Origin of the sequence: Methylobacterium tarhaniae (genome assembly GCF_001043955.1) — a bacterium.
Taxonomy (GTDB): domain Bacteria; phylum Pseudomonadota; class Alphaproteobacteria; order Rhizobiales; family Beijerinckiaceae; genus Methylobacterium; species Methylobacterium tarhaniae.
Map to the genome: position 1 here is coordinate 1 of NZ_LABZ01000080.1, position 20610 is coordinate 20610.

The 20610-nt window shown below is 70.8% G+C and carries 20 protein-coding genes; 10 read left to right on the forward strand and 10 right to left on the reverse strand.

The features are described 5' to 3' along the window. Together VQ03_RS12620 and VQ03_RS12625 are read left to right on the forward strand one after the other, a co-directional pair. Window positions 1–485 (forward strand): PepSY domain-containing protein (locus tag VQ03_RS12620; protein WP_048451235.1); only part of this gene is annotated, 485 nt, incomplete at its 5' end. 292 nt (window positions 486–777) lie between these two features. Next, window positions 778–1425: a pyridoxamine 5'-phosphate oxidase family protein gene (locus VQ03_RS12625; RefSeq protein WP_048451236.1), complete on the forward strand. Its 648-nt coding sequence runs from the start codon at window positions 778–780 to the stop codon at window positions 1423–1425. A gap of 74 nt (window positions 1426–1499) precedes the next feature. On the opposite strand, the gene VQ03_RS12630 is transcribed toward VQ03_RS12625, so the two are convergent. Beyond that, window positions 1500–2000 (reverse strand): GNAT family N-acetyltransferase, encoded by a 501-nt coding sequence (locus VQ03_RS12630; RefSeq protein ID WP_048451237.1) that lies wholly within the window; start codon window positions 1998–2000, stop codon window positions 1500–1502. A 295-nt stretch (window positions 2001–2295) separates the two neighbouring features. Between VQ03_RS12630 and VQ03_RS12635 the strand changes: the two genes are divergently transcribed. From VQ03_RS12635 to VQ03_RS12650, 4 genes are read left to right on the forward strand one after another with little or no spacing between them, the layout of a single operon-like run. Further along, complete coding sequence (locus VQ03_RS12635; RefSeq protein WP_048451238.1) at window positions 2296–3150, forward strand: transporter substrate-binding domain-containing protein; 855 nt, start codon at window positions 2296–2298, stop codon at window positions 3148–3150. A 34-nt stretch (window positions 3151–3184) separates the two neighbouring features. Further along, window positions 3185–3889, forward strand: coding sequence for an ABC transporter permease (locus VQ03_RS12640; RefSeq protein ID WP_048451239.1), 705 nt, complete (start codon window positions 3185–3187; stop codon window positions 3887–3889). A 30-nt stretch (window positions 3890–3919) separates the two neighbouring features. Further along, window positions 3920–4630 carry an ABC transporter permease gene (locus VQ03_RS12645; RefSeq protein ID WP_048451240.1) on the forward strand — a complete coding sequence of 237 codons (711 nt, stop codon included), beginning with the start codon at window positions 3920–3922 and terminating at the stop codon, window positions 4628–4630. Window positions 4631–4645: 15 nt separating this feature from the next. Continuing rightward, window positions 4646–5428 (forward strand): ABC transporter ATP-binding protein, encoded by a 783-nt coding sequence (locus VQ03_RS12650; protein ID WP_048451241.1) that lies wholly within the window; start codon window positions 4646–4648, stop codon window positions 5426–5428. 102 nt (window positions 5429–5530) lie between these two features. On the opposite strand, the gene VQ03_RS12655 is transcribed toward VQ03_RS12650, so the two are convergent. The 5 genes from VQ03_RS12655 to VQ03_RS12675 all read right to left on the reverse strand — a co-directional run bounded on the left by VQ03_RS12655 (window position 5531) and on the right by VQ03_RS12675 (window position 9086). Beyond that, the gene (locus VQ03_RS12655; protein ID WP_053078538.1) at window positions 5531–5809 is read right to left on the reverse strand and encodes a hypothetical protein; all 279 of its coding nucleotides are present in this window, start codon (window positions 5807–5809) and stop codon (window positions 5531–5533) included. A gap of 99 nt (window positions 5810–5908) precedes the next feature. Next, a complete protein-coding gene (locus VQ03_RS12660; RefSeq protein ID WP_048451243.1) occupies window positions 5909–6418 on the reverse strand; it encodes an OsmC family protein in 510 nt (169 codons plus the stop codon). Between the two features lie 76 nt (window positions 6419–6494). Next, on the reverse strand, window positions 6495–7277 hold the full coding sequence (locus VQ03_RS12665) for an ABC transporter ATP-binding protein (RefSeq protein WP_048451244.1): 783 nt from the start codon (window positions 7275–7277) through the stop codon (window positions 6495–6497). A gap of 1 nt (window position 7278) precedes the next feature. Beyond that, complete coding sequence (locus VQ03_RS12670) at window positions 7279–8097, reverse strand: ABC transporter permease (protein ID WP_425350064.1); 819 nt, start codon at window positions 8095–8097, stop codon at window positions 7279–7281. Between the two features lie 5 nt (window positions 8098–8102). Continuing rightward, entirely contained in the window at window positions 8103–9086 is a 984-nt protein-coding gene (locus tag VQ03_RS12675; RefSeq protein ID WP_048451246.1) for an aliphatic sulfonate ABC transporter substrate-binding protein, read from the reverse strand. Window positions 9087–9342: 256 nt separating this feature from the next. Between VQ03_RS12675 and VQ03_RS12680 the strand changes: the two genes are divergently transcribed. Together VQ03_RS12680 and grpE are read left to right on the forward strand one after the other, a co-directional pair. After that, on the forward strand, window positions 9343–12195 hold the full coding sequence (locus VQ03_RS12680; protein WP_048451247.1) for a [protein-PII] uridylyltransferase: 2853 nt from the start codon (window positions 9343–9345) through the stop codon (window positions 12193–12195). 58 nt (window positions 12196–12253) lie between these two features. Beyond that, complete coding sequence (gene grpE / locus VQ03_RS12685) at window positions 12254–12850, forward strand: nucleotide exchange factor GrpE (protein WP_048451262.1); 597 nt, start codon at window positions 12254–12256, stop codon at window positions 12848–12850. A 61-nt stretch (window positions 12851–12911) separates the two neighbouring features. Here grpE and VQ03_RS12690 read toward each other — a convergent pair whose 3' ends face one another. The 4 genes from VQ03_RS12690 to VQ03_RS12705 all read right to left on the reverse strand — a co-directional run bounded on the left by VQ03_RS12690 (window position 12912) and on the right by VQ03_RS12705 (window position 18526). Then, complete coding sequence (locus tag VQ03_RS12690; RefSeq protein WP_048451248.1) at window positions 12912–14015, reverse strand: microcin C ABC transporter permease YejB; 1104 nt, start codon at window positions 14013–14015, stop codon at window positions 12912–12914. Window positions 14016–14020: 5 nt separating this feature from the next. Then, on the reverse strand, window positions 14021–15865 hold the full coding sequence (locus VQ03_RS12695) for an extracellular solute-binding protein (protein WP_083467967.1): 1845 nt from the start codon (window positions 15863–15865) through the stop codon (window positions 14021–14023). Beyond that, window positions 15862–17784 carry an extracellular solute-binding protein gene (locus VQ03_RS12700; protein WP_425350065.1) on the reverse strand — a complete coding sequence of 641 codons (1923 nt, stop codon included), beginning with the start codon at window positions 17782–17784 and terminating at the stop codon, window positions 15862–15864. The genes VQ03_RS12695 and VQ03_RS12700 overlap by 4 nt, the downstream gene beginning before the upstream one ends. Window positions 17785–17986: 202 nt before the next feature. Beyond that, complete coding sequence (locus VQ03_RS12705) at window positions 17987–18526, reverse strand: c-type cytochrome (RefSeq protein ID WP_048451250.1); 540 nt, start codon at window positions 18524–18526, stop codon at window positions 17987–17989. Window positions 18527–18803: 277 nt separating this feature from the next. Here VQ03_RS12705 and VQ03_RS12710 point away from each other — a divergent pair, with 277 nt between their 5' ends. Then, window positions 18804–19547, forward strand: a complete 744-nt coding sequence (locus VQ03_RS12710) for a 3-deoxy-manno-octulosonate cytidylyltransferase (protein WP_048451251.1) — start codon at window positions 18804–18806, stop codon at window positions 19545–19547. A gap of 22 nt (window positions 19548–19569) precedes the next feature. Continuing rightward, window positions 19570–20424 (forward strand): prephenate dehydratase, encoded by an 855-nt coding sequence (locus VQ03_RS12715; protein ID WP_048451252.1) that lies wholly within the window; start codon window positions 19570–19572, stop codon window positions 20422–20424. Window positions 20425–20610 lie beyond the last annotated feature (186 nt).

A 20610-nucleotide genomic window follows, 5' to 3' on the forward strand; every position in this document is an offset into this window, starting at 1 on the left:
CCACCGCCCCGGCCACCGCGCCGGCGAGCGACATGAAGGAGTGGCAGGCCGCCAAGCTGGCCAAGATCAGCCTCGCCCAGGCGATCACGACCGCCGAGCAGCAGGGCGAGAAGGGCCGCGCCATCGACGCCGATTTCGAGAAGGCGGACGGCAAGAACCCGACCCACTGGGCGATCAAGGTCGTCTATCCGGACGGCAAGCTGGTCGAGCACGGCATCAACGCCGATACCGGCGCGCTCTACAAGAGCGAGAACCAGCCGATCGAGCGCTACTTCACCCGCCTGAAGGTCGCCGACTTCAACAACGCCAAGGTCTCGCTGAAGGACGCCCTGGCGATCGCCGAGAAGCAGGCCGGCGGCGGCAAGGCCTACGAGGCCGAGGTCGAGCGCGAGGGCTCGGCGGTCGCCTACGAGATCAAGGTGGCGCTTGCCGACAAGGAGCAGGAAGTGAAGGTCGGGCCGGACGGCCAGGTGATGAAGGATTGAGCTTCGTTACGACTCGTCTATCGCCTCTCCCCGCCTGGGCGATGATGGCCCGGGCAGGACGGGGCGTGGCTTTCTCCTCTCCCCCCGACAGATCTCGGGCTTGCCCGACGTCGTTGCAGGGAGAGGAGGAAGCTCCCGGGTCGCCCTCGCTTCCTAAGCCTGGGTGCGGTGCTCCCCCGCCCGCATGCTGGGAAGACGCCAGCGGTCGAGCCGGCACATCCGGTTCAGCCCGCGCGGCCAGCAGCGGAATCGGCGCGGAGCGGGGCCGGCGCCGACCGGTTCGGGAGGAACCATGAGCGTCTTCTTCAGTGCAAGCCACCGGCGCTTGCAGGACGAGCACGGCACGCGTGCCCTCGCCGACCGGCTGGAGCAGCACGCGCATGCCTGCTTCGAACCGCCGGAATGCGCCTTCATCGAGGGGGCGACGATGGTCTTCCTCAGCACGGTGGATGGGAGCGGCCAGCCCACCGTGTCCTACAAGGGGGGCGCACCCGGCTTCATCCGGGTCATCGGCCCGAGCGAGCTGATCCTGCCCAGCTACGACGGGAACGGCATGTTCCTGACGCTCGGCAATCTCGGCGAGAATCCGCGCATCGGCCTGCTCTTCATCGATTTCGAGAGCCCGCACCGGTTGCGGGTGCACGGCACCGCCGCGCTCGACGACGACGAGGCGTTGCTCCGTCTGTACCCGGGGGCGGATCACGTCGTCCGGGTCACGGCCGAGACGATCTTCGTGAATTGCGGCCGCTACATCCACCGGAGCAACGGTGCGGCGCTCTCGCCGCACCTGCCCGATCCGGCGGGTCACCAGCCGTTCCCGGCCTGGAAGCGTCTGGACATCTTCGAGGGTGCCCTGCCGGCGGAGGATGCGCGGGAGGTCGTGCGCAAGGGCGGCACGATCCCGCTCGACGCCTATCCCGGCGAGGCCGACCCCGCCTGAGAGGCCTCGGTGTCGCCCACGAAACTCCCGTCGCGATGGTCGCGGCAGCGCAGCGGGAGTTTCGCGAGGTGCCCTCAATCCCCGCCGACGACGCTGCCCCCCACCTCCGCGAGGGCCCCCTCGCGCAGTTCCAGGCCTAAGAACCGCCCGGGATCGACCGGGCCCGGCAGGGTGAGCTGGCGCGGCGGCAGCACCCGGAAGCCGAAGCGGGCGTAGTAGGGCGCGTCGCCGACCAGGATGACGAGGCCGTGGCCGCCGGCCCGGGCGGCATCGAGGGAGGCGCGCATCAGCGCGCCGCCGATGCCGCGGCTGCCGAAGGCCGGATCGACCGTCAGGGGGCCGAGGACCAGGAGCGGCGTCGCCCCGGCCCGGGCCGGAGAGACCCGCACCGAGCCGACCAGCAGCGTGCCGACGAGCGCCGTGAACGAGAGGTCGGAGAGATGGGCGACGCCCTCGCGCAACCGGAAGGCGGTGCGGGCATAGCGGCCGGGACCGAAGGCGCGCTCGTGCAGGCGCTCGATGGCGTCGGCGTCGCGCGGGGATTCGGGCCGGATGACGAGGGGAAGCGTGGTCACGGGCACACTCGGGGCAGGCGTCGGGAATGATGGGCGGATCGGTCAGGCGATCCGTCGTCGCGCCTCTGCCCTCGGGGTCATCCGCTCAACTCCCGGCGGGCGCCTCGCCCGCGCCGGGCAGCAGCGCCCGTGGAGGCGGCCATAGCAGCGCTCGACTGTGAGTGCAAACCACGGGTGGCACGCCGTTCGCATCGTCCCGGCGTGTCAGATCCCGGCATGCAAGCGCTTGCGCCGGGGCATGCCTTGCGGGTTAGCTGAGCGCGGAACGCTCAAAGGGTTCGGGGACCACGCCACAATGAGAATCAGGTCTGCTCTCGCCCTCGTCCTCTCCCTCGCGTTCGGCTCCGCCGGGGCGGCCCGGGCCGAGGACGCGGTGCCGGCGACGGTGAGGATCGCCACCGAGGGCGCTTACGCGCCGTACAACTTCACCAAGCCCGACGGCACCCTGGACGGCTACGAGATCGAGCTCGGCCGCGAGATCTGCGCCCGCGCCAAGCTGAGATGCGAGTTCGTCGCCCAGGACTGGGACGGCGTGGTGCCGGGCCTAAACGCCAAGAAGTTCGACGCGATCATGTCGGGCATGACCATCACCGATGCGCGGCTGAAGGTGGTCGACTTCACCAAGCCCTATAGCGGCGATTCCTCGGGCTTCGCGGTCGACCGCAACGGGCCGCTGGCGAAGCTGCCGCTGGCCAACCAGAAGTTCAGCCTGACGGACGAAGCCGAGGCGCAGAAAGCCCTCGAGGCGATCAAGCCGCTCCTCAAGGGCAAGACCGTCGGCGTCCAGGTCTCGACCATCCACGCCGCCTTCATGGACAAGTACCTGAAGGGCACCGTCGAGGCGCGCGAGTACAAGACCACCGAGCAGCACGACCTCGACCTCGCCGCCGGCCGCATCGACGCGATCTTCGCCAACGACGCGCCCCTGCGGGCGACCGCCGAGAAGCCGGAATTCGCCGACACCGTGATGCTGGCCGGCCCCCGCTTTCGCGGCGGCATCCTCGGCCGCGGCGTGGCGATGGGCCTGCGCAAGGGCGAGACCAAGCTGAAGGCGCGGCTCGACGAGGGCATCGACGCGGTGATCGCCGACGGCACCTTGAAGAAACTCTCGCTCAAGTGGTTCAAGGCCGACCTGACCCCGCAGGGCTGACGGCGGAAAAAGACCCAATGAGGACCGGCCCCGCGTGAGCGCCTTCACCCTTCTCGGCTTCGGGCCCGGCGGCTGGGGCGGCGCGCTGCTTCTGGCCGCCGGCACCACCCTCGGCCTCGCCCTGTGCGGCTTCCTCGTCGGGGCCGTGCTCGGCGGCCTGGCGGCCGGCGCCAAGCTCTCCGGCCTCCTGCCCCTGCGGCTCGTGGCCGACGGCTACACCACGCTCCTGCGCGGCGTGCCGGACCTGCTCGTGATCTACCTCCTGTATTTCGGCGGCAGCGCGGCCTTGGGCACCATCGCGGGCCTGTTCGGGGTCGCCGGCTTCGTCGGCCTGCCCGCCTTCGGGGTCGGCGTCGCGGCGCTGGGGATCATCTCGGGCGCCTACCAGGCCGAGGTGTTCCGCGGCGCCTATCTCGCCCTCGACCGCGGGCAGATCGAGGCGGCGCGCGCCGTTGGCATGCATCGCGGCCTGATCCTGCGCCGGGTCGTGGCGCCCCTCGTCGCCCGCACCGCCCTGCCCGGCCTCGGCAATGTCTGGCAGATCCTGCTCAAGGATTCGGCGCTGGTCTCGGTCACCGGCCTCATCGAGTTGCTGCGCCAGGCCCAGGTCGGCGCCGGCTCGACCCGCCAGCCCTTCACCTTCTATCTCGCGGCCGGCGCCCTCTACCTCGCCATCACCTCGCTCTCGACCTGGGGGTTCTCCAGGGCCGAGGCCCATGCCCGCCGGGGCGCCCCGTGAGCGAGGCGAGACCATGACCGGGGAACGGCGATGATCGATCTCGACTTCCTCGACTCCACCGTCCGGTCGCTGCTCGGCGGCCTGCCCCTCACCCTGAGCCTCACCGCCGGCTCGGTCGCCCTCGGGGGCGTTCTGGCGGCTCTCGCGGCCTGGGGCCGGCTCTCGGGCGCCGCGCCGGCGGACTGGCTCGCCCGCCTGTACGTCTTCGTGTTCCGCGGCACGCCGCTCCTGGTGCAGATCTTCCTGATCTATTACGGCCTCGGCCAGTTCCGCCCGACCCTGCAGGCCTGGGGCCTCTGGACCTTCTTCCGCGAGCCGTACTGGTGCGCCCTGCTCGCGCTCGCCCTCAATACCGGCGCCTACACGGCGGAGATCTTCCGCGGCGCGGTCCTCTCGGTGCCGCACGGGGCGCTGGTGGCGGGCCGTGCCTGCGGCATGCCGCGCCTCCTGCTGTTTCGCCGCGTCACCCTGCCGCTCGCCGCCCGCCAGGCCCTGCCGGCCTACGGCAACGAGGTGATCTCGGTGGTCAAGGCGACCTCGCTCGCCTCCACCATCACCCTCATGGAGATCACCGGCATCGCCCAGAAGCTGATCGCCCAGAGCTTCCGGGCGCTGGAGGTCTTCCTCTGCGCCGGCGCGTTCTACCTCGCCCTCACCTTCGTGATCATCGGCGCCTTGCGGGCCGCCGAGGCCTGGCTGTCGCCGGACCTGCGCCCGCGCCCGGTGATCCGCCCCGCCTGAGACCGGATCCGCGCCATGCTGGCCCCCTCGCCCACCCGTCCCGAGGCCGTCGCGGTCCGCGACCTGCACAAGCATTTCGGCCGCAACGAGGTCCTGCGCGGCGTCTCGCTCTCCGCCCGCGAAGGTGAGGTGGTGGCGATCCTCGGCTCGTCCGGCTCGGGCAAGTCGACGCTTTTGCGCTGCATCAACCTGCTGGAGGTGCCGGAGGCCGGCGAGGTCGTGGTCGGCGACGAGGCGGTGGCCTGGCGCGCTCGCCGCGGCGGCCGGGTGCCGGCGGACCGCGCCCAGGTCGACCGCATCCGCGCCCGGGTCGGCATGGTGTTCCAGAGCTTCAACCTCTGGTCCCACCGCACGGTGCTGGAGAACGTGATCGAGGCGCCGGTCCACGTGCTGGGGCGCAAGAAGGCCGAGTGCATCGCCGAGGCCGAGGGGCTCCTCGCCAAGGTCGGCATCGGCGACAAGCGCGACCATTACCCGGCCCACCTCTCCGGCGGCCAGCAGCAGCGCGCCGCCATCGCCCGGGCGCTCGCCATGCATCCGCGGGTGCTGCTCTTCGACGAGCCGACCTCCGCCCTCGACCCCGAGCGCGTCGCCGAGGTGCTGCGGGTGATGCGGGCGCTCGCCGAGGAAGGCCGGACCATGCTGGTCGTCACCCACGAGATGGCCTTCGCCCGCGACGTCGCCCACCGGGTGGTCTTCTTGCACGAGGGCCGGATCCTGGAGGACGGGCCATCCGAGCAGGTCTTTTCCGCGCCGCGGTCGGAGCGGTTCCGTCAGTTCCTGGCGCGGGGGGAGTGAGGGTGGGTCAGTGAGCGCGCTTCGTGAGCCAGAAGGCCCAGCCGGCGAGGGTCAGGGCACCCACGGGAACCACGAGAAGCGCGAGCAAGGGCAGATAGCTCGTCATTGGAGGCTCCGGAGCACCCGTCTGGCGATCCAATGTAGGAACCCGCTGGTGAAGAAGCAAACGACCGAGATCACCAGCGAGGCGGCGGATGCGGTGATCTGGAAGCGCAGGATGCCCGTCCTCAGGCCCGGATCGATATCGTGGATGGTGCCGCCTGCAGCGATCAATGGGGCGAGGCAGCCAACCGCGAAGGTGGCGATGGCGATGCCGTTGACGTAGGTGGCCGTCAGTTTGGCCTGCTCGTTGGAGACCAGTTTCTGACGATCCTGATCCACGATACGGACCTTCCTGCGATCACCGTTGCCCGACGGACATCCAAACGGATGCCCGTCCGAACGCTCACGAGCAAGGCTCGCGCCGCGAGCCGACGCCCTTCATCCCCGCGTCATCACCACGTCCAGCTGCGGCTTCTGGTTGATGGTCTGGAACACCACGCAGTACCGCTCCGTGAGCTTCAGCAACTGGTCGATCTTCTCCTGCGGCGCGTCCGTGTCGACCTCGAAGCGGAGGCGGATCGACCGGAAGCCGACGGGCGCGCCCTTGTCGACGCCGAGCGTGCCGCGGAAATCCAGGTCGCCCTCGGCCTTGACCAGCCCCTTGCGCAGCGGGATCTCCAGGGCAGTCGCCACCGCCTTCAGGGTCACGCCGGCGCAGGCGACGAGGGCCTCGAGCAGCATGTCGCCGGAGCAGAGCTCGGCGCCCGATCCGCCGCTCGCCGGATGCAGGCCCGCCACCGCCAGGGCCCGGCCGGTCTCGACCTTGCAGGCGATGCCGCCGTCGTCGAGCGATCCTTGTGCCGTCAGGGTGACGACGGCCGCGTCCGGATCGCTGCGGTAGCGGTCCTTGATCGGAGCCTGGAGCGAGCGCAGTTCGGTGGCGTCCATCGGGGATCCTCCCTGTTGATGGGCGAACGGCTTAGCATCCGGCAGCCGTCTCGTGCCAGGGCGTGCCGCGACGATCTCACCACCACATCGCGGAGGCGTCGGGCCTCGTCCGGTCGGTCTCGCCCTCCGGGCGCAAGGAACGGTCGAGGCTCGCCAGGATCGTGCGGGCGGCGGCCTCGCTGCCCGGCGACGAGGGCTGGCGCGGGCGGCTCAAGGGGAGCGGGATCGTGTCGTCGATCCGGCCGGGCTTCGGCCGCAGGACCACGGCGCGGTCGGCGAGCGCCACCGCCTCGGCGACGTCGTGGGTGACGAGGAGCACGGTCGGCCGGCTCTCCTCCCACAGGGCCAGCAGGTGGCGGTGCAGCCCGGCCCGGGTCAGGGCGTCGAGGGCCGAGAACGGCTCGTCGAGGAGCAGCACCTTCGGGGCCGCCACGAAGGCGCGGGTGATCGCCACACGCTGCTGCTGGCCGCCCGACAGGTCGCGCGGCCAGCGCCCGGCATGCTCTGCAAGGCCGACGCGCTCCAGGGCGTGGGCGACCCGGGCCCGGCGCTCCGCCTTGGGCAGGTCGGCGAGGCCGAAACCGGCATTGTCGGCGACGCTGAGCCAGGGCAGCAGCCGCGGCTCCTGGAAGACGATGCCGACGCCCGGATGCGGCGCGGCGATCCCCTCGCCGTCGAGGCTGATGCGGCCGGCGCTCGCCCGGTCGAGCCCGGCGATCAGGCGCAGCAGCGTGGTCTTGCCGCAGCCCGAGCCGCCGATCAGCGCCACGATCTCGCCGGCCCGCACCTCGAGCGAGAGGTCGGCGAGTGCGCGGGTACCATCGGCATAGGTCTTCGACAGCCGGTCGAGGATCAGCATCTCAGAGGGTGTCCCGCGCGGTGTCCTGCCAGCGCGCCAGCGGCGAGCTCAGCCCGACGAGCACCGCGTCGCAGAGCTTGCCGAGGATGGCGAAGGCCAGGATCGCCGCGACGATCTGGTCCGGCTTGCCGAGCTGCTGTCCGTCGAGGAGGAGATAGCCGAGGCCTTCCGAGGCGCCGAGCAGCTCGGCCGCCGCCACGAACATGAAGCCGAGCCCTAAGCCCGTGCGCAGGGCCACGAGCGTCGCCGGGAGCACGGCCGGCAGCAGGATGCGGCGGGCCAGCGCGAGGCGGGAGAGCCGGAAGACGCGCCCGACCTCGACGAGCTTGCGGTCCACGCCCGCGATGGCGCCCGCCACCCCGAGATAGACCGGGAAGAACACGCCGACCGCGATCAGCGTGATCTTCGAGGCCTCGAAGATGCCGAACCACAGGATGAACAGCGGCACCCAGGCAATCGAGGGGATCGCCCGCAGGGCCTGCAGGCTCGGATCGACCAGGCGCCGGGCGAGCGGCAGCGTCCCGGTGAGCGCCCCGACGGCGATTCCCGCGACGGCGCCGAAGCCGAACCCCGCCGCGACCCGGCTCAGGCTGGCGAGCACGTGGGTCCAGAGCTCGCCGCTCGCCGAGAGGCCCCACAAGGTGGCGAGGACCCGGCTCGGCGGCGGCACCAGCCGCCCCTGCGCCAGACCCGCCCGCACCGCCGCTTCCCAGGCGAGGGCGAGCGCCAGCGGCAGGACGAGGCCGATGAGCCCCCGCCCGCCGGGCAGGCGCGGCGCCCGCGCCGGGGCGGGCGCGAGGGCGAGCGATCCGGCCTCCACCGATCTCACGGCGCCGACGGCCCGAAGCGCGGGTCGATCAAGGCCTCGACCGCGGCGCCGACATCGGTGCCGGCCGGGATCACCCCGGCATCGAGGAGCGCCGTGCCGGCATCGAGGATCGTCTCGGCCTGGAGCTTGCCGATCGCCGGCTGCGACAGGTCGGTGCGCTCGAGCTGGCGCTCCACCACCGGCGCGGGCAGCTTCGTCGCGGCGGCGAGGATGCGCTTCAGGTCCTGCGGGTCGGAGAGGGCGAGCTTGCGCGCCTCCTCGTAGGCGGCCAGCACCTTGCGGGTCAGGTCCGGGTTCTGCTTCGCGAAGTCCTCGCGGACGTTGAGGACGCCCCAGGTGTTGGCGGCGGGGTCGCGGTGGAACAGCACGTCGCCGTTCTCGATCTCGGCCGCCGCCATGATCGGGTCGAGGCCGGCCCAGGCATCGACGTCGCCGCGGTCGAGGGCCGTGCGCCCGTCCGGGTGCTGGAGCAGCACCAGCTTCACGTCGCGCTCGGTCAGGCCGGCGCCGCGCAGGGCCCGGATCAGGAAGATATGCGGGTCGGTGCCGCGGGTGACGGCGACGCGGCGGCCCTTCAGGTCCTTGACGCTGGCGATGCCGGTATCGGGCCGGGTCACCAGGGCGGTCCATTCCGGTCGCGAGAAGGCGTAGACCGCCTTGATCGGGTTGCCGTTGATCCGTCCCAGCAGGGCCGCCGCGCCGGCGGTCGAGCCGAAATCGATCGAGCCGGCATTGAGGAATTCGAGCGCCTTGTTCGAGCCGAGCGACTGGACCCAGCGCACGGTGATGCCCTGGGGGGCGAGCGCCTTCTCGAGGAGGCCCTTGTCCTTCAGGACGAGGCTGACCGGGTTGTAGGTCGCCCAGTCGAGGCGCACCTCCTTGGGGGCTTGCGCGAGCGCCGGACCGGCGGGGGCGAGGCATAATGCTCCAAGAGCGGCCCCGAGGGCGGTGCCGATCAGCGCGCGACGGTGGATGCGCATCGTCTCTCCCCTTTGGTCACCTTTCCCCCGCGAGCGAGGGCGGACCGGCGTCATAGCTAGGGCGCGCCGTTCGGAGTGTCAAACGATCCGGCCGAAGAAGCGGATTGGCCTTTTGGATCGAACGCATCGTCCCTGTGGGCGCCTGTGCGCCGCGCGGAAGCGTTGGCTTTCCGTCGGCCGGGATGCGAAACAGGAATCGACGCGACGGGACCCGGCCGCGCGCTTCCCCCACGTTCCCGGCCCGATTCCGGCAATCATGTCCGAGCCCGTCATCTCCGAACCCGCCATCGACCCGTCCGACACCGATGCCGCCCTGCGCGCGCTGCTCGCCGGCATCGACCAGTCGCTCAGCGACCCGACCCGCCTGCGCGAGCGGCTGGTGCCGGAGCTGCGCCGCATCATCGAGGCGGGCCGCGCCGAGGCCGAACGGCGGCTGCTGGCCGAGCGCGACGGCCATGCCTGCGCCGGGCTGATCTGCGCCCAGATGGATGCGGTGATCCGGGCGATCTACGACGCGGTGGTCAAGCGGCTCTACCGGGCCGACAACCCGACCGCGGCCGAGCAGATCGCCGTGGTGGCGACCGGCGGCTACGGCCGCGGCCTGCTGGCGCCGGGCTCCGACATCGATCTCCTGTTCCTTCTGCCCTACAAGCAGACCGCCTGGAGCGAGAGCGTCGTCGAGGCGATGCTCTACGTGCTGTGGGACCTCAAGCTGAAGGTCGGCCACGCCACGCGCTCGGTCGCCGATTGCCTGCGCGAGGGCCGCGGCGACATGACGATCCGCACCGCCCTCCTCGAATCGCGCTTCCTGTTCGGCGACCGCGCGCTGTTCAACGAGCTCGAGACCCGCTTCGACCGCGATGTGGTGCAGGGCACGGCGGCCGAGTTCGTCGAGGCCAAGCTCAAGGAGCGCGACGCCCGGGTCCAGAAGAGCGGCGCCTCGCGCTACCTCGTCGAGCCCAACGTCAAGGACGGCAAGGGAGGGCTTCGCGACCTCAACACCCTGTTCTGGATCGCCAAGTACACCTTCCGGGTGAAGGAGGCCGAGGACCTGGTCGAGGCCGGCCTGTTCACCCCCGACGAGTTGCGGCTGTTCCAGCGCTGCGACGAGTTCCTGTGGCGGGTGCGCTGCCACATGCACTTCGTCACCGGGCGGGCCGAGGAGCGGCTGTCCTTCGGGTTGCAGCCGCGCATCGCCGAGCGGCTCGATTACGGCGCCCGCGGCGGCCTTGCCGCTGTCGAACGCTTCATGAAGTCGTACTTCCTGATCGCCAAGGACGTGGGCGACCTCACCGCCATCGTCTGCGCCGAGATGGAGGCGCGCCACGCCAAGCGCCCGCCGGTGCTCGACCGCTGGCTGCGCCGCTTCAAGCAGCACTTCCGCGCGCCGGACCTCGAGGCGGACGATTTCCGCATCCATACCGGCCGCCTGGATGTCCGCCACGACGGCGCCTTCGAGCGCGACCCGGTCAACCTGATCCGGCTGTTCTGGCTCTCCGACCGGCACGACCTCCCGATCCACCCCGATGCCAGCCGGCTCGCGACGCGCTCCCTCGCCCTGATCGGCCCGATGGTGCGGGTCGATCCGGAGGCGAACCGCCTGTTCCTGGAGCTCCTGACCTCGCAGAACGCCCCCGAGACGGTGCTCCGGCACATGAACGAGACCGGGGTGCTCGGGCGCTTCGTGCCGGATTTCGGCCGCATCGTCGCGATGATGCAGTTCAACATGTACCACCACTTCACGGTGGACGAGCACCTGATCCGGTCGCTCGGCGTCCTGGCCAAGATCGAGGCCGGGGAGCTGGAGGACGAGCATCCTCTGGCTCACCGCATCGTCGGCACGATCCAGAACCGCCGCGCCCTCTACGTGGCGATGTTCCTGCACGACATCGCCAAGGGCCGGAAGGAGGACCACTCGATCGCCGGAGCCGCCGTCGCCCGCAAGCTCGGGCCACGGTTCGGGCTCGATGCCGCCGAGACCAGCACCGTCGCCTGGCTGGTCGAGCACCACCTGCTGATGTCGATGACGGCCCAGAGCCGCGACCTCTCGGACCCGAAGACCATCGAGACCTTCGCGGGCGTGGTGCAGAGCCTGGAGCGGCTGAAGCTCCTCCTCGTCATCACCATCGCGGACATCAAGGCGGTCGGCCCCGGCACCTGGACCGCCTGGAAGGCGACGCTGCTCCGCACCCTCTACTACGAGACCGAGATGGTGCTGTCGGGCGGTCGCTCGGAGATACCGCGCACCGATCGCGTCCGGCTGATCCAGATGCGCCTGCGCGAGCAGCTGACCGACTGGACGGCGGAGGATTTCGACGCCTACGCCGCCCGGCACTACCCGCATTACTGGCTCAAGGTCGATGCCGGGCGCCAGCTCAAGAACGCCCGCTTCATCCGGGCGGCGGTCGAGGCCGGCCACACCGTCGCCACCACCTTCGAGACCGACCTGTCGCGGGGCGTGACCGAGCTCTGCGTCTACTCCCCGGACCATCCGCGCCTGCTCGCGATCCTCACCGGCGCCTGCGCGGCGTCGGGCGGCAACATCGTCGACGCGCAGATCTTCACCACCGCCGACGGATTCGTGCTCGACACCATCACCCTGTCGCGGGCCTTCGAGCGCGACGAGGACGAGCTGCGCCGGGCCGGCCGCATCGCCACCGCCATCGAGCGGGCGCTGAAGGGCGAGATCCGCATCGCCGACCTCGTCGCCGACAAGCACCCGGTCAAGGACCGGCCGCGCACCTTCCAGGTCGCTCCCGACCTGTCGATCGACAACGCGCTGTCGGCCCGCGAGACGGTGCTGGAGATCTCCGGCCTCGACCGGCCGGGCCTGCTCTTCGACCTCACCTCGGCGCTCGGCCGGCTCAACCTCAACATCACCTCGGCCCATGTGGCGACCTTCGGCGAGCGGGCGGTCGACGTGTTCTACGTCACCGACCTCACCGGCACGAAGGTGACCCAGCCCGACCGGCAGGCGACGATCCGCCGGGCCGTGATGGCGGTGTTCGAGGCCGACCTGCCCCGCGGCGACCGGGGCCGCCGCGGGTCGGGCAAGGGAGCCCTTAAGGACGAGCAGAGCCAGCGGGCCCCGGCCGCCGGCGAAGCTTGATTTCGCCGGCCTTCCACCTGATATCGGGGTCACTCCCAGACCCATTTTCGGAATGACGATGACGCCGAACGACACGGAGAACGCCGCGCGGGCCTACGAGCCCGAGGCTGCCGAGGGCGCTCCCGCCTCCGCGCCGGAGGCCGCGCCCACCGCCGACACGATCGCCGCCCTGGAGGCCGAGAAGCTCGACCTCAAGGACAAGCTGCTGCGCACGCTGGCCGACATGGAGAACCTGCGCCGGCGCACCGAGCGCGAGGTGGCGGATGCCCGCACCTACGCGGTGACGAACTTCGCCCGCGACATGCTCAACGCCGCCGACAACGTCCGCCGCGCCCTCGAGAGCGTGCCGGCCGATGCCCGCGCGAGCGCCGAGGGCCCGCTCAAGGCGCTGGTCGACGGGATCGAGCTGACCGAGCGCGACCTGCTGAAGACCCTGGAGCGTCACGGCGTGAAGCGGGTCGACCCGCAAGGGCAGCGCTTCGATCCCAACCTGCACCAGGCGATGTTCGAGGTGCCGAACCCCGACGTGACCTCCGGCACGGTCGTGCAGGTGGTGCAGTCGGGCTATGTCATCGGCGAGCGCGTCCTGCGCCCGGCTTTGGTCGGCGTCGCCAAGGGCGGCCCGAAGGCCGAGGCGAAGCCGGCGGAGGGCTGAGCCCCCCTGATCAGGCGCAATCCTGAATCCTCCCCGCTCTGCGGGGGAGGGTTCAGGAGCTCTACGCCGCCCTCGCCTCGAAATCGATCCGCGGGTCGATCCAGCTATAGGTCAGGTCGGAGATCAGGTTCACCACCAGGCCGAGCAGCGAGAAGATGTAGAGGTTGGCGAACACCACCGGGTAGTCGCGGTTCACGATCGATTCGAACGAGAGCAGGCCGAGCCCGTCGAGGCTGAAGATGGTCTCGATCAGGAGCGATCCGGCGAAGAAGGCCGAGATGAAGGCACCCGGGAAGCCCGCCACCACGATCAGCATCGCGTTGCGGAAGACGTGGCCGTAGAGCACCTGGCGCTCGGACAGGCCCTTCATCCGCGCGGTCAGCACGTATTGCTTGCGGATCTCGTCGAGGAACGAGTTCTTGGTCAGCAGCGTCGAGGTGGCAAACGCCCCGATCGCCATGGCGATGATCGGCAGCGTGATGTGCCAGAGGTAGTCCGTCACCTTCTGCCAGAGCGGGAACTGCGACCAGCCCTCGCTGGTGAGGCCGCGCAACGGGAAGACCTGCCAGAACGAGCCGCCGGCGAACAGCACGATCAACAGGATCGCGAACAGGAAGCCGGGGATCGCGTAGCCGACGATGACGATCCCTGAGGTCCAGACGTCGAAGGGCGAGCCGTCCCGCACCGCCTTGCGGATCCCGAGCGGGATCGAGATCGCGTAGGAGATCAGCGTCATCCACAGGCCGAGGCTGATCGAGACCGGCAGCTTCTCGCGGATCAGCTGGAGCACCGAGACGTCGCGAAAATAGCTCTTGCCGAAATCGAACCGGGCATAGTCCCACAGCATCTTCAGGAAGCGCTCGGGGGCCGGCTTGTCGAAGCCGAATTGCTGCTCCAGGCGCTTGATGAAGGCCGGGTCGAGGCCCTGCGCGCCGCGGTAGCGGGAGTTCGATTCGCCTCCCCCGCCCTGCGTTGCGCCGCGCCCGGCGAGGTCGCCGCCGCCGCCGGTGACCCGGGACATGGCGGTGTTCTGGCCCTGGAGCTGGGCCAGCACCCGCTCCACCGGCCCGCCGGGGGCGAATTGCACGATCACGAAGGAGATCAGCATGATCCCGAGGATCGTCGGGATCATCAGGAGCAGGCGGCGCAGGATGTAGGCGGCCATCTTGGTCAGCTCCGTCCGATCTTCCGGGCCTTCTCGGCATCGTGCCACCACAGGGCGGGCACGCCGAGGCCGTATTTCGGCAGCTCGCGCGGGCGGCCATACATGTCCCAGAGCGCGAGGCGATGGGTGGCGCCGTACCACATCGGCACCCAGTAGCGCCCGGCGCGCAGCACCCGGTCGAGGGCCCGGCAGGCGGTGGTGAGTTCCGCCCGCGAGGCGGCATCGGCGATGCGGTCGAGCATCGCGTCGGCGGCCGGGTTCTCGATGCCCGCGAGGTTCTGCGAGCCCGGCGTCCCGGCGCTGCGGCTGCCATAGACCTCGCGCAGGGACGCGCCCGGAGTGACCGAGCCGCTGAAGCGGGCCGAGACCACGTCGAAGTCGAAATCCTTCAGCCGCGCCTGGTACTGCGCCGCGTCGACGAGGCGCGAGCTCGCCCGGATGCCGAGAAGGCTGAGGTTCTTGATGTAGGATTGCAGCAGCGGCTGGAAGACCGGCGAGGAATCCAGGAACTCGAACGTGAGCGGCTGGCCGTCCGGCAGCTTCATCACGCCGCCGTCGCGGGTGCAGCCGGCCTGGCGCAGCAGCGTGTCGGCCCGGCGCAGCAGGGCCCGGTCCTGCCCCGACCCGTCCGAGCGCGGCGGCGACCACGGCTCGCCGAACACCTCGTCGGGCACCCGGCCCCGGAACGGTTCGAGGAGCGCCAGCTCCTCGGGCGACGGCATCCCCTCCGCCTTGAGGTCGGAATTCTCGAAGAACGAGGCGGTGCGCTTGTAGGTGCCGTACATCAGGTTCTGGTTCGACCACTCGAAGTCGAAGGCCAGCCCGATCGCCTCGCGGATGCGGGGATCGCGGAAGACCGCCCGGCGGGCGTTGAGGAACCAGCCCTGCGTGCCCGAGGGCGTGGCGTCCGGCACCGTCTCGCGCTTGACCCGGCCTTCCTGGGCGGCCGGAAAATCGTAGCCGGTGGCCCAGACCCGGGAGGTGAACTCCTCGCGCCAGGTGAAGGTGCCGGCCTTGAACGCCTCGAAGGCGACGTCGCGATCGCGAAAATACTCGTAGCGGATCTCGGCGAAGTTGTTCTGGCCGACGGTGACCGGCAGGTCGGCGCCCCAGTAATCGGCGACGCGCTCGAAGGCGATGAAGCGGCCGACCTCGAAGCGCGCGACCCGGTAGGGCCCGGAGCCGAGCGGCGGCTCCAGCGTCGAGGCCTCGAAGTCGCGGCCGCGGTAATAGGCCTCGGAGAAGATCGGCAGGTCGGCGACGATCAGCGGCAGGTCGCGGCTGCGGCCGGGGGCGAAGCGGACCACCACCGCGTCGTCCCCGTCCGGGCTCGCCCCGGCGACGTCGCGCAGGAGGGCGGCGATCCGGGGATGGCCCTTCTCCTTCAGGGTCGTGACCGAGAAGGCGACGTCGCGGGCGGTGAGCCGCGACCCGTCGTGGAAACGGGCCTGCGGGCGCAACGCGAAGCGGTAGGCCAGCCCGTCATCGCTGACCGAGACGCTGCGGGCGACGAGGCCGTAGACCGAATCCGGCTCGTCGAGGGCCCGCACCATCAGGCTGTCGAAGGTGAGGTCCATGCCGGCGGCGCCGTCGCCCCTCAGCACGTAGATGTTGAGCGTGTTGAAGGTCTCGAAGGCCTGGTTGCCGCTCGTGGCCGAGAGCTGCGCCGAGAAGGTGCCGCCCTTCGGCGCCAGGGGCTCGACGTAGTCGAAGCGCGGAAAGTCGGCCGGGTATTTCAGGTCGCCGAAGCTCGACAGGCCGTGGCGCTCGGCCGGTCGTGCGACGGCCGGGACGCGGGCGGCGAGCAAAGCCGCCCCGCCCCCGGCCAGGAAGGTGCGCCGGCGGATCACCGCGCCACCCCGGTCTTGGCCGCGAGCGCCTGATCGTACCACCAGGTCGTCGGGAAACCCGAGGCACCGTATTTCGGCAGCACCGCCGGACGGCCGAAGCGGTTCCAGCGCAGGGTCCGGGACACGTTGGAGGACCATTGCGGCACGACGAAGTTGTGGGCGAGCAGCACCCGGTCGAGGGCGCGCGTCGCCGCCACCAGCTCCTCGCGGTCGCCGGCATAGATCACCTTGTCGATGAGCGCGTCGACTCCCGGATCCTTGATGCCCGCGAGGTTGCGCGAGCCCGGCCGGTCGGCGGAGGCCGTGCCCCAGAAGTCGCGCTGCTCGTTGCCCGGCGAGAGCGATTCGGGCCAGGAACTGAGCGCGAGGGCGTCGAAGTCGAAGCTGCGGGCGAGGTTCTGGTACTGGGCCGGGTCGACCACGCGCAAGCTGACCTTGAGGCCGATGCGCTCCAGGGCGGCGCGGTAGGGCAGCACGATCCGCTCGGCCGAGTTGTCGTAGCCGAGGAACTCGACGGTGAAGGGCTGGCCGCTGGCCTTCTCGACCATCTGGTTGCCGCGGATCTCGTAGCCCGCCTCCTGGAACAGGCGCACCGCCTCGCGCAGGTTCGCCCGCACCGCTTCCGCGCTGCCGTTGACCGGGTTCCTGTAGGGCGTGGTGAAGACCGATTCCGGCACCTTGTCCTTCACGCTCTCCAGGATCGCCCGCTCGCGCCCCTCGGGCAGGCCGGACGAGGCCAGCTCGGTGCCGAAGAAGTACGAATCGACACGGCTGTAGAGGCCGTAGAACAGGGTGCGGTTCATCTCCTCGAAGTCGAAGGCGAGGTTGAAGGCGCGGCGCACCCGCGCGTCGGCGAACTTTTTGCGGCGCAGGTTGAGGGTGAAGGCCTGCATCATGCCCATGCCGGCCTGCGGGAACTCTTCCTTGACGATCCGGCCCTCGCGCACGGCCGGGAAGCCGTCATAGGCGGTGGCCCAGTTGCGGGCGATGTTCTCGGTGCGCCAGTCGAACTGGTCGGCCTTGAACGCCTCGATCATCACCGTCGCATCGCGAAAATACTCGGCGCGCTGGGTGTCGAAGTTGTTCGCGCCCCGGTTCACGGCGAGGTCGCGGCCCCAGTAATCCGGCACCCGCTCGTAGGTGGCGGTGCGGCCGGCATCGAACCGGGCGAGGCGGTAGGGGCCGGAGCCGAGCGGGATCTCCAGCGTCGTCTCGGTCGGGTTGCGGGTCTTGCCCGACGCGTCCTTGCCCTGCCACCAGTGCTTGGGCAGCACCGGGAGCTGGCCGACGATCTGGGGCAGCTCGCGGTTGCCCGTCTCCGAGAAGGTGAAGCGCACCTCGCGCGGGCCCGTCACCTCGGCCTTCGTCACGTTGTGGTAGTAGGCGGCGTATTGCGGGCTGTTCTCCTTCAGGACCTCGAAGGAGAACACCACGTCGTCCGGCGTCACGGGCTTGCCGTCGTGCCAGCGCGCCTCCGGGCGCAGGCGGTAGGTGACGCTGCTCAGGTCCTCCGCCGGCCGCACCGCCTCGGCGAGGAGGCCGTAATAGGTCGAGGGCTCGTCCTGGGCCTGGGCCAGCAGGGTGTCGTAGATCAGCGGGATCTGGCTCTCGAGGTCGCCCTTCACCCCGGCGACCACGAGATTGAAGTTGTCGAACGAGCCTTGCGAGCCGAACCGCACCAGCCCGCCCTTCGGGGCGTCGGGGTTCGCGTAGTCGAAATGCGTGAAGCCCGCCGGGTATTTCGGCTCGCCGAGGAGCGACAGGCCGTGGCGCCAGCCGTCGCCGGGGACGCGGCCGGCCGGTGCTCCGCCGGCCGGGGGCGCTCCTTGCGCTTGTGCGCGGGCCATCTGGGCCCCGGCCGGGAGGGCGGCGAGGCTCAGGACGGCGAGGGCGGCGCGGCGAGTGAGGGGGCGTGCGATCACGCGGGGCGATCCTCCGGTGGGGACAAGTCTCCCCCCGTTCTAGGTCGCGGGATGCGGCTCCGCCAACCCGGGCGCGTCGGCGCAGGGGGCCTGCACGCCAAAAGGCCGGGTTTTCGCCGAGCACCATGACAAACGAGCTCCATGACAAAAAGGCCGGGCTCTCGCCCGGCCTCGTCGTCACGCGCGGAACGCGAAGCCCTCAGGGCTTCGGGAAATCGACCGGCTTGTCGGACAGGGTCTTCAGGTAGGCCAGGATGTCGGCCCGCTCGGCGCCGGACGGCACGCCCGCGAAGGCCATGATGGTGCCCTGCACGTACTGCTTCGGGGCGTGGAGGAACTTGTCCAGGTCCTCGTAGGTCCAGTTGCCGCCCTTGGCCTTCATCGCGGCCGAGTAGCCGAAGCCCTCGTGGCCGCCCTTCGGGCGCTCGACGACGCCGTACAGGTCGGGGCCGACCTTGTTCGGGCCGCCCTTCTCGAAGCTGTGGCAGGCCATGCACTTCTTGGCCGCGGCCTGGCCCTTGGCGGGGTCGGCGCTGGCGAGGCGCACGGGCAGCGGCTCCTCCTTGGCGGCGGCGGGCGCGGCGCCGCCGGCATTCTCCTCGGCGGCCGGCAGCGCGTAGCCGCGATCACCCGCCGGCTTCGGCTTGTAGATCAGCTCGGCCAGGAACCCCGTCCCCATCGCGAGGAGCAGGGCGCCGAGCACTGCGCCGGCGATCTTGTTAAGCTCGAAGGAATCCATGTGTCGGCAGCTCCGATGCTCCGGTGAGCAGGGGCGATTCGAGACGCGGCCCGGCCCCACGCCGCTCTGAAGGTCCGCCGGTGCTTAGCCGTTCTGTGACACCGTTGACAATGGCTCTAAACATCGTCGGTTCGTCGCAGAGCGCCGGCGTGTGGACGAGGCCACGGTGCGCAGGGGACCACCCGTCATGACAAGCCCGGCCGGCGCTGCTAAGAGCCGCGGCCTGCCGGACGATCCGTCATCCACAGATCCGATCCACCGCCCGAAAATCCGCCGCATGTCCGATCCGCTCGTCCTGATCCCCGCTCGCCTCGCGGCGACCCGCCTGCCCGAGAAGCCGCTCGCCGACATCGCCGGTGCGCCGATGATCGTCCACGTCTGGCGCCGGGCGATCGAGGCCGGCATCGGGCCGGTGGTGGTCTGCACCGACACGGCCGCGATCGTGCAGGCGGTCGAGGCGGCGGGCGGCCTTGCCGTGATGACCCGGCCCGACCATCCGTCCGGCTCCGACCGCCTGGCCGAGGCCCTGGAGGTGATCGACCCGGAGGGGCGCCACGACGTCGTGGTGAACGTCCAGGGCGACCTGCCGACCATCGATCCCGCGGCCATCGCGGCCTCGGTGGTCCCGCTCGCCGACCCGGCGGTCGATATCGCGACGCTCTGCGCCGTCATCACCCGGCCCGAGGAGCGGACCGAGCCGAGCGTCGTCAAGCTGGTCGGTTCCGAGGTCGCGCCCGGCCGGCTGCGGGCGCTCTACTTCACCCGCGCCACCGCGCCGTACGGCGACGGCCCGCTCCTCCACCATATCGGGCTCTACGCCTATCGCCGCCGGGCGCTCGCGCGCTTCATCGCCCTGCCGCCGAGCCCGCTGGAGCTGCGCGAGAAGCTCGAGCAGCTGCGCGCGCTCGAGGCCGGGATGCGGATCGACGCCGTGGTCGTCGACGACGTGCCGCTCGGCGTCGACACCCCGCACGACCTCGAACGCGCCCGCGCCATCCTGGCCGCCCGACGCCTGAACTGAGTGCCCCGAAAGCATTGCCGCGATGAATCGAACGATCTCCTACCAGGGCGAGCCCGGCGCCAACTCGCACATCATCATCCAGGAGGCCTATCCGGACTGGACGCCCCTGCCCTGCGCCACCTTCGAGGACGCGCTGACGGCGGTGCAGGACGGCTCGGCGGCTCTCGGCATGATCCCGATCGAGAACTCGATCGCCGGCCGCGTCGCCGACATCCATCACATGCTGCCGGCCTCGGGGCTGCACATCGTCGGCGAGCAGTTCCTGCCGATCCACTTCCAGCTCATGGCCCTGCCGGGCGTGCGGCTGGAGGAGATCCGCACCGTGCACAGCCACGTCCATGCGCTGGGCCAGTGCCGCAAGATCATCCGGCGCCTCGGCCTCAAGGCCGTGGTGGCGCCCGATACCGCCGGGGCCGCCCGCCAGGTCGCCGAGGCCGGGGACCGCACCCGCGCCTCGCTCTCGCCGCGGCTCGCCGGCGAGATCTACGGCCTCGACGTCCTAGCCGAGAACGTCGAGGACGAGGAGCACAACACCACCCGCTTCGTCGTGCTCTCCCGCGAGCCGGTCCTGCCGCCGGCGGGCAACGGGCCGACGGTGACGAGCTTCATCTTCCGGGTGCGCAACATCCCGGCGGCGCTCTACAAGGCGCTCGGGGGCTTCGCCACGAACGGCGTCAACATGACCAAGCTCGAGAGCTACATGGTCGAGGGCCAATTCACCGCGACCCAGTTCTACGCCGAGGTCGACGGCCACCCCGAGGAGCCGTCCTTGCGCCGGGCGCTGGACGAGCTCGCCTATTTCTCGAGCGCGTTCCGGATCATCGGCACCTATCCGGCGCATCCGTTCCGCGAGAGCGCCCGGCCGCCGGCGGAGTGACGGGGACCGGCAGGGGGCAACCAGGCCCCCCGCTCCCGGTCCTGCCCTCCCGACCGTTCCGGGCTCCGCCTCGCCGGTCCGGACCGGCGACGGGCGCCGGGCCCGGAGGACGGGCGCGCCCTTGCGGCACCCTCCCTCTCCGGCCCCTCGCTCCCGGGCGCAGAGCCATGCGCCCATGGGATGGCT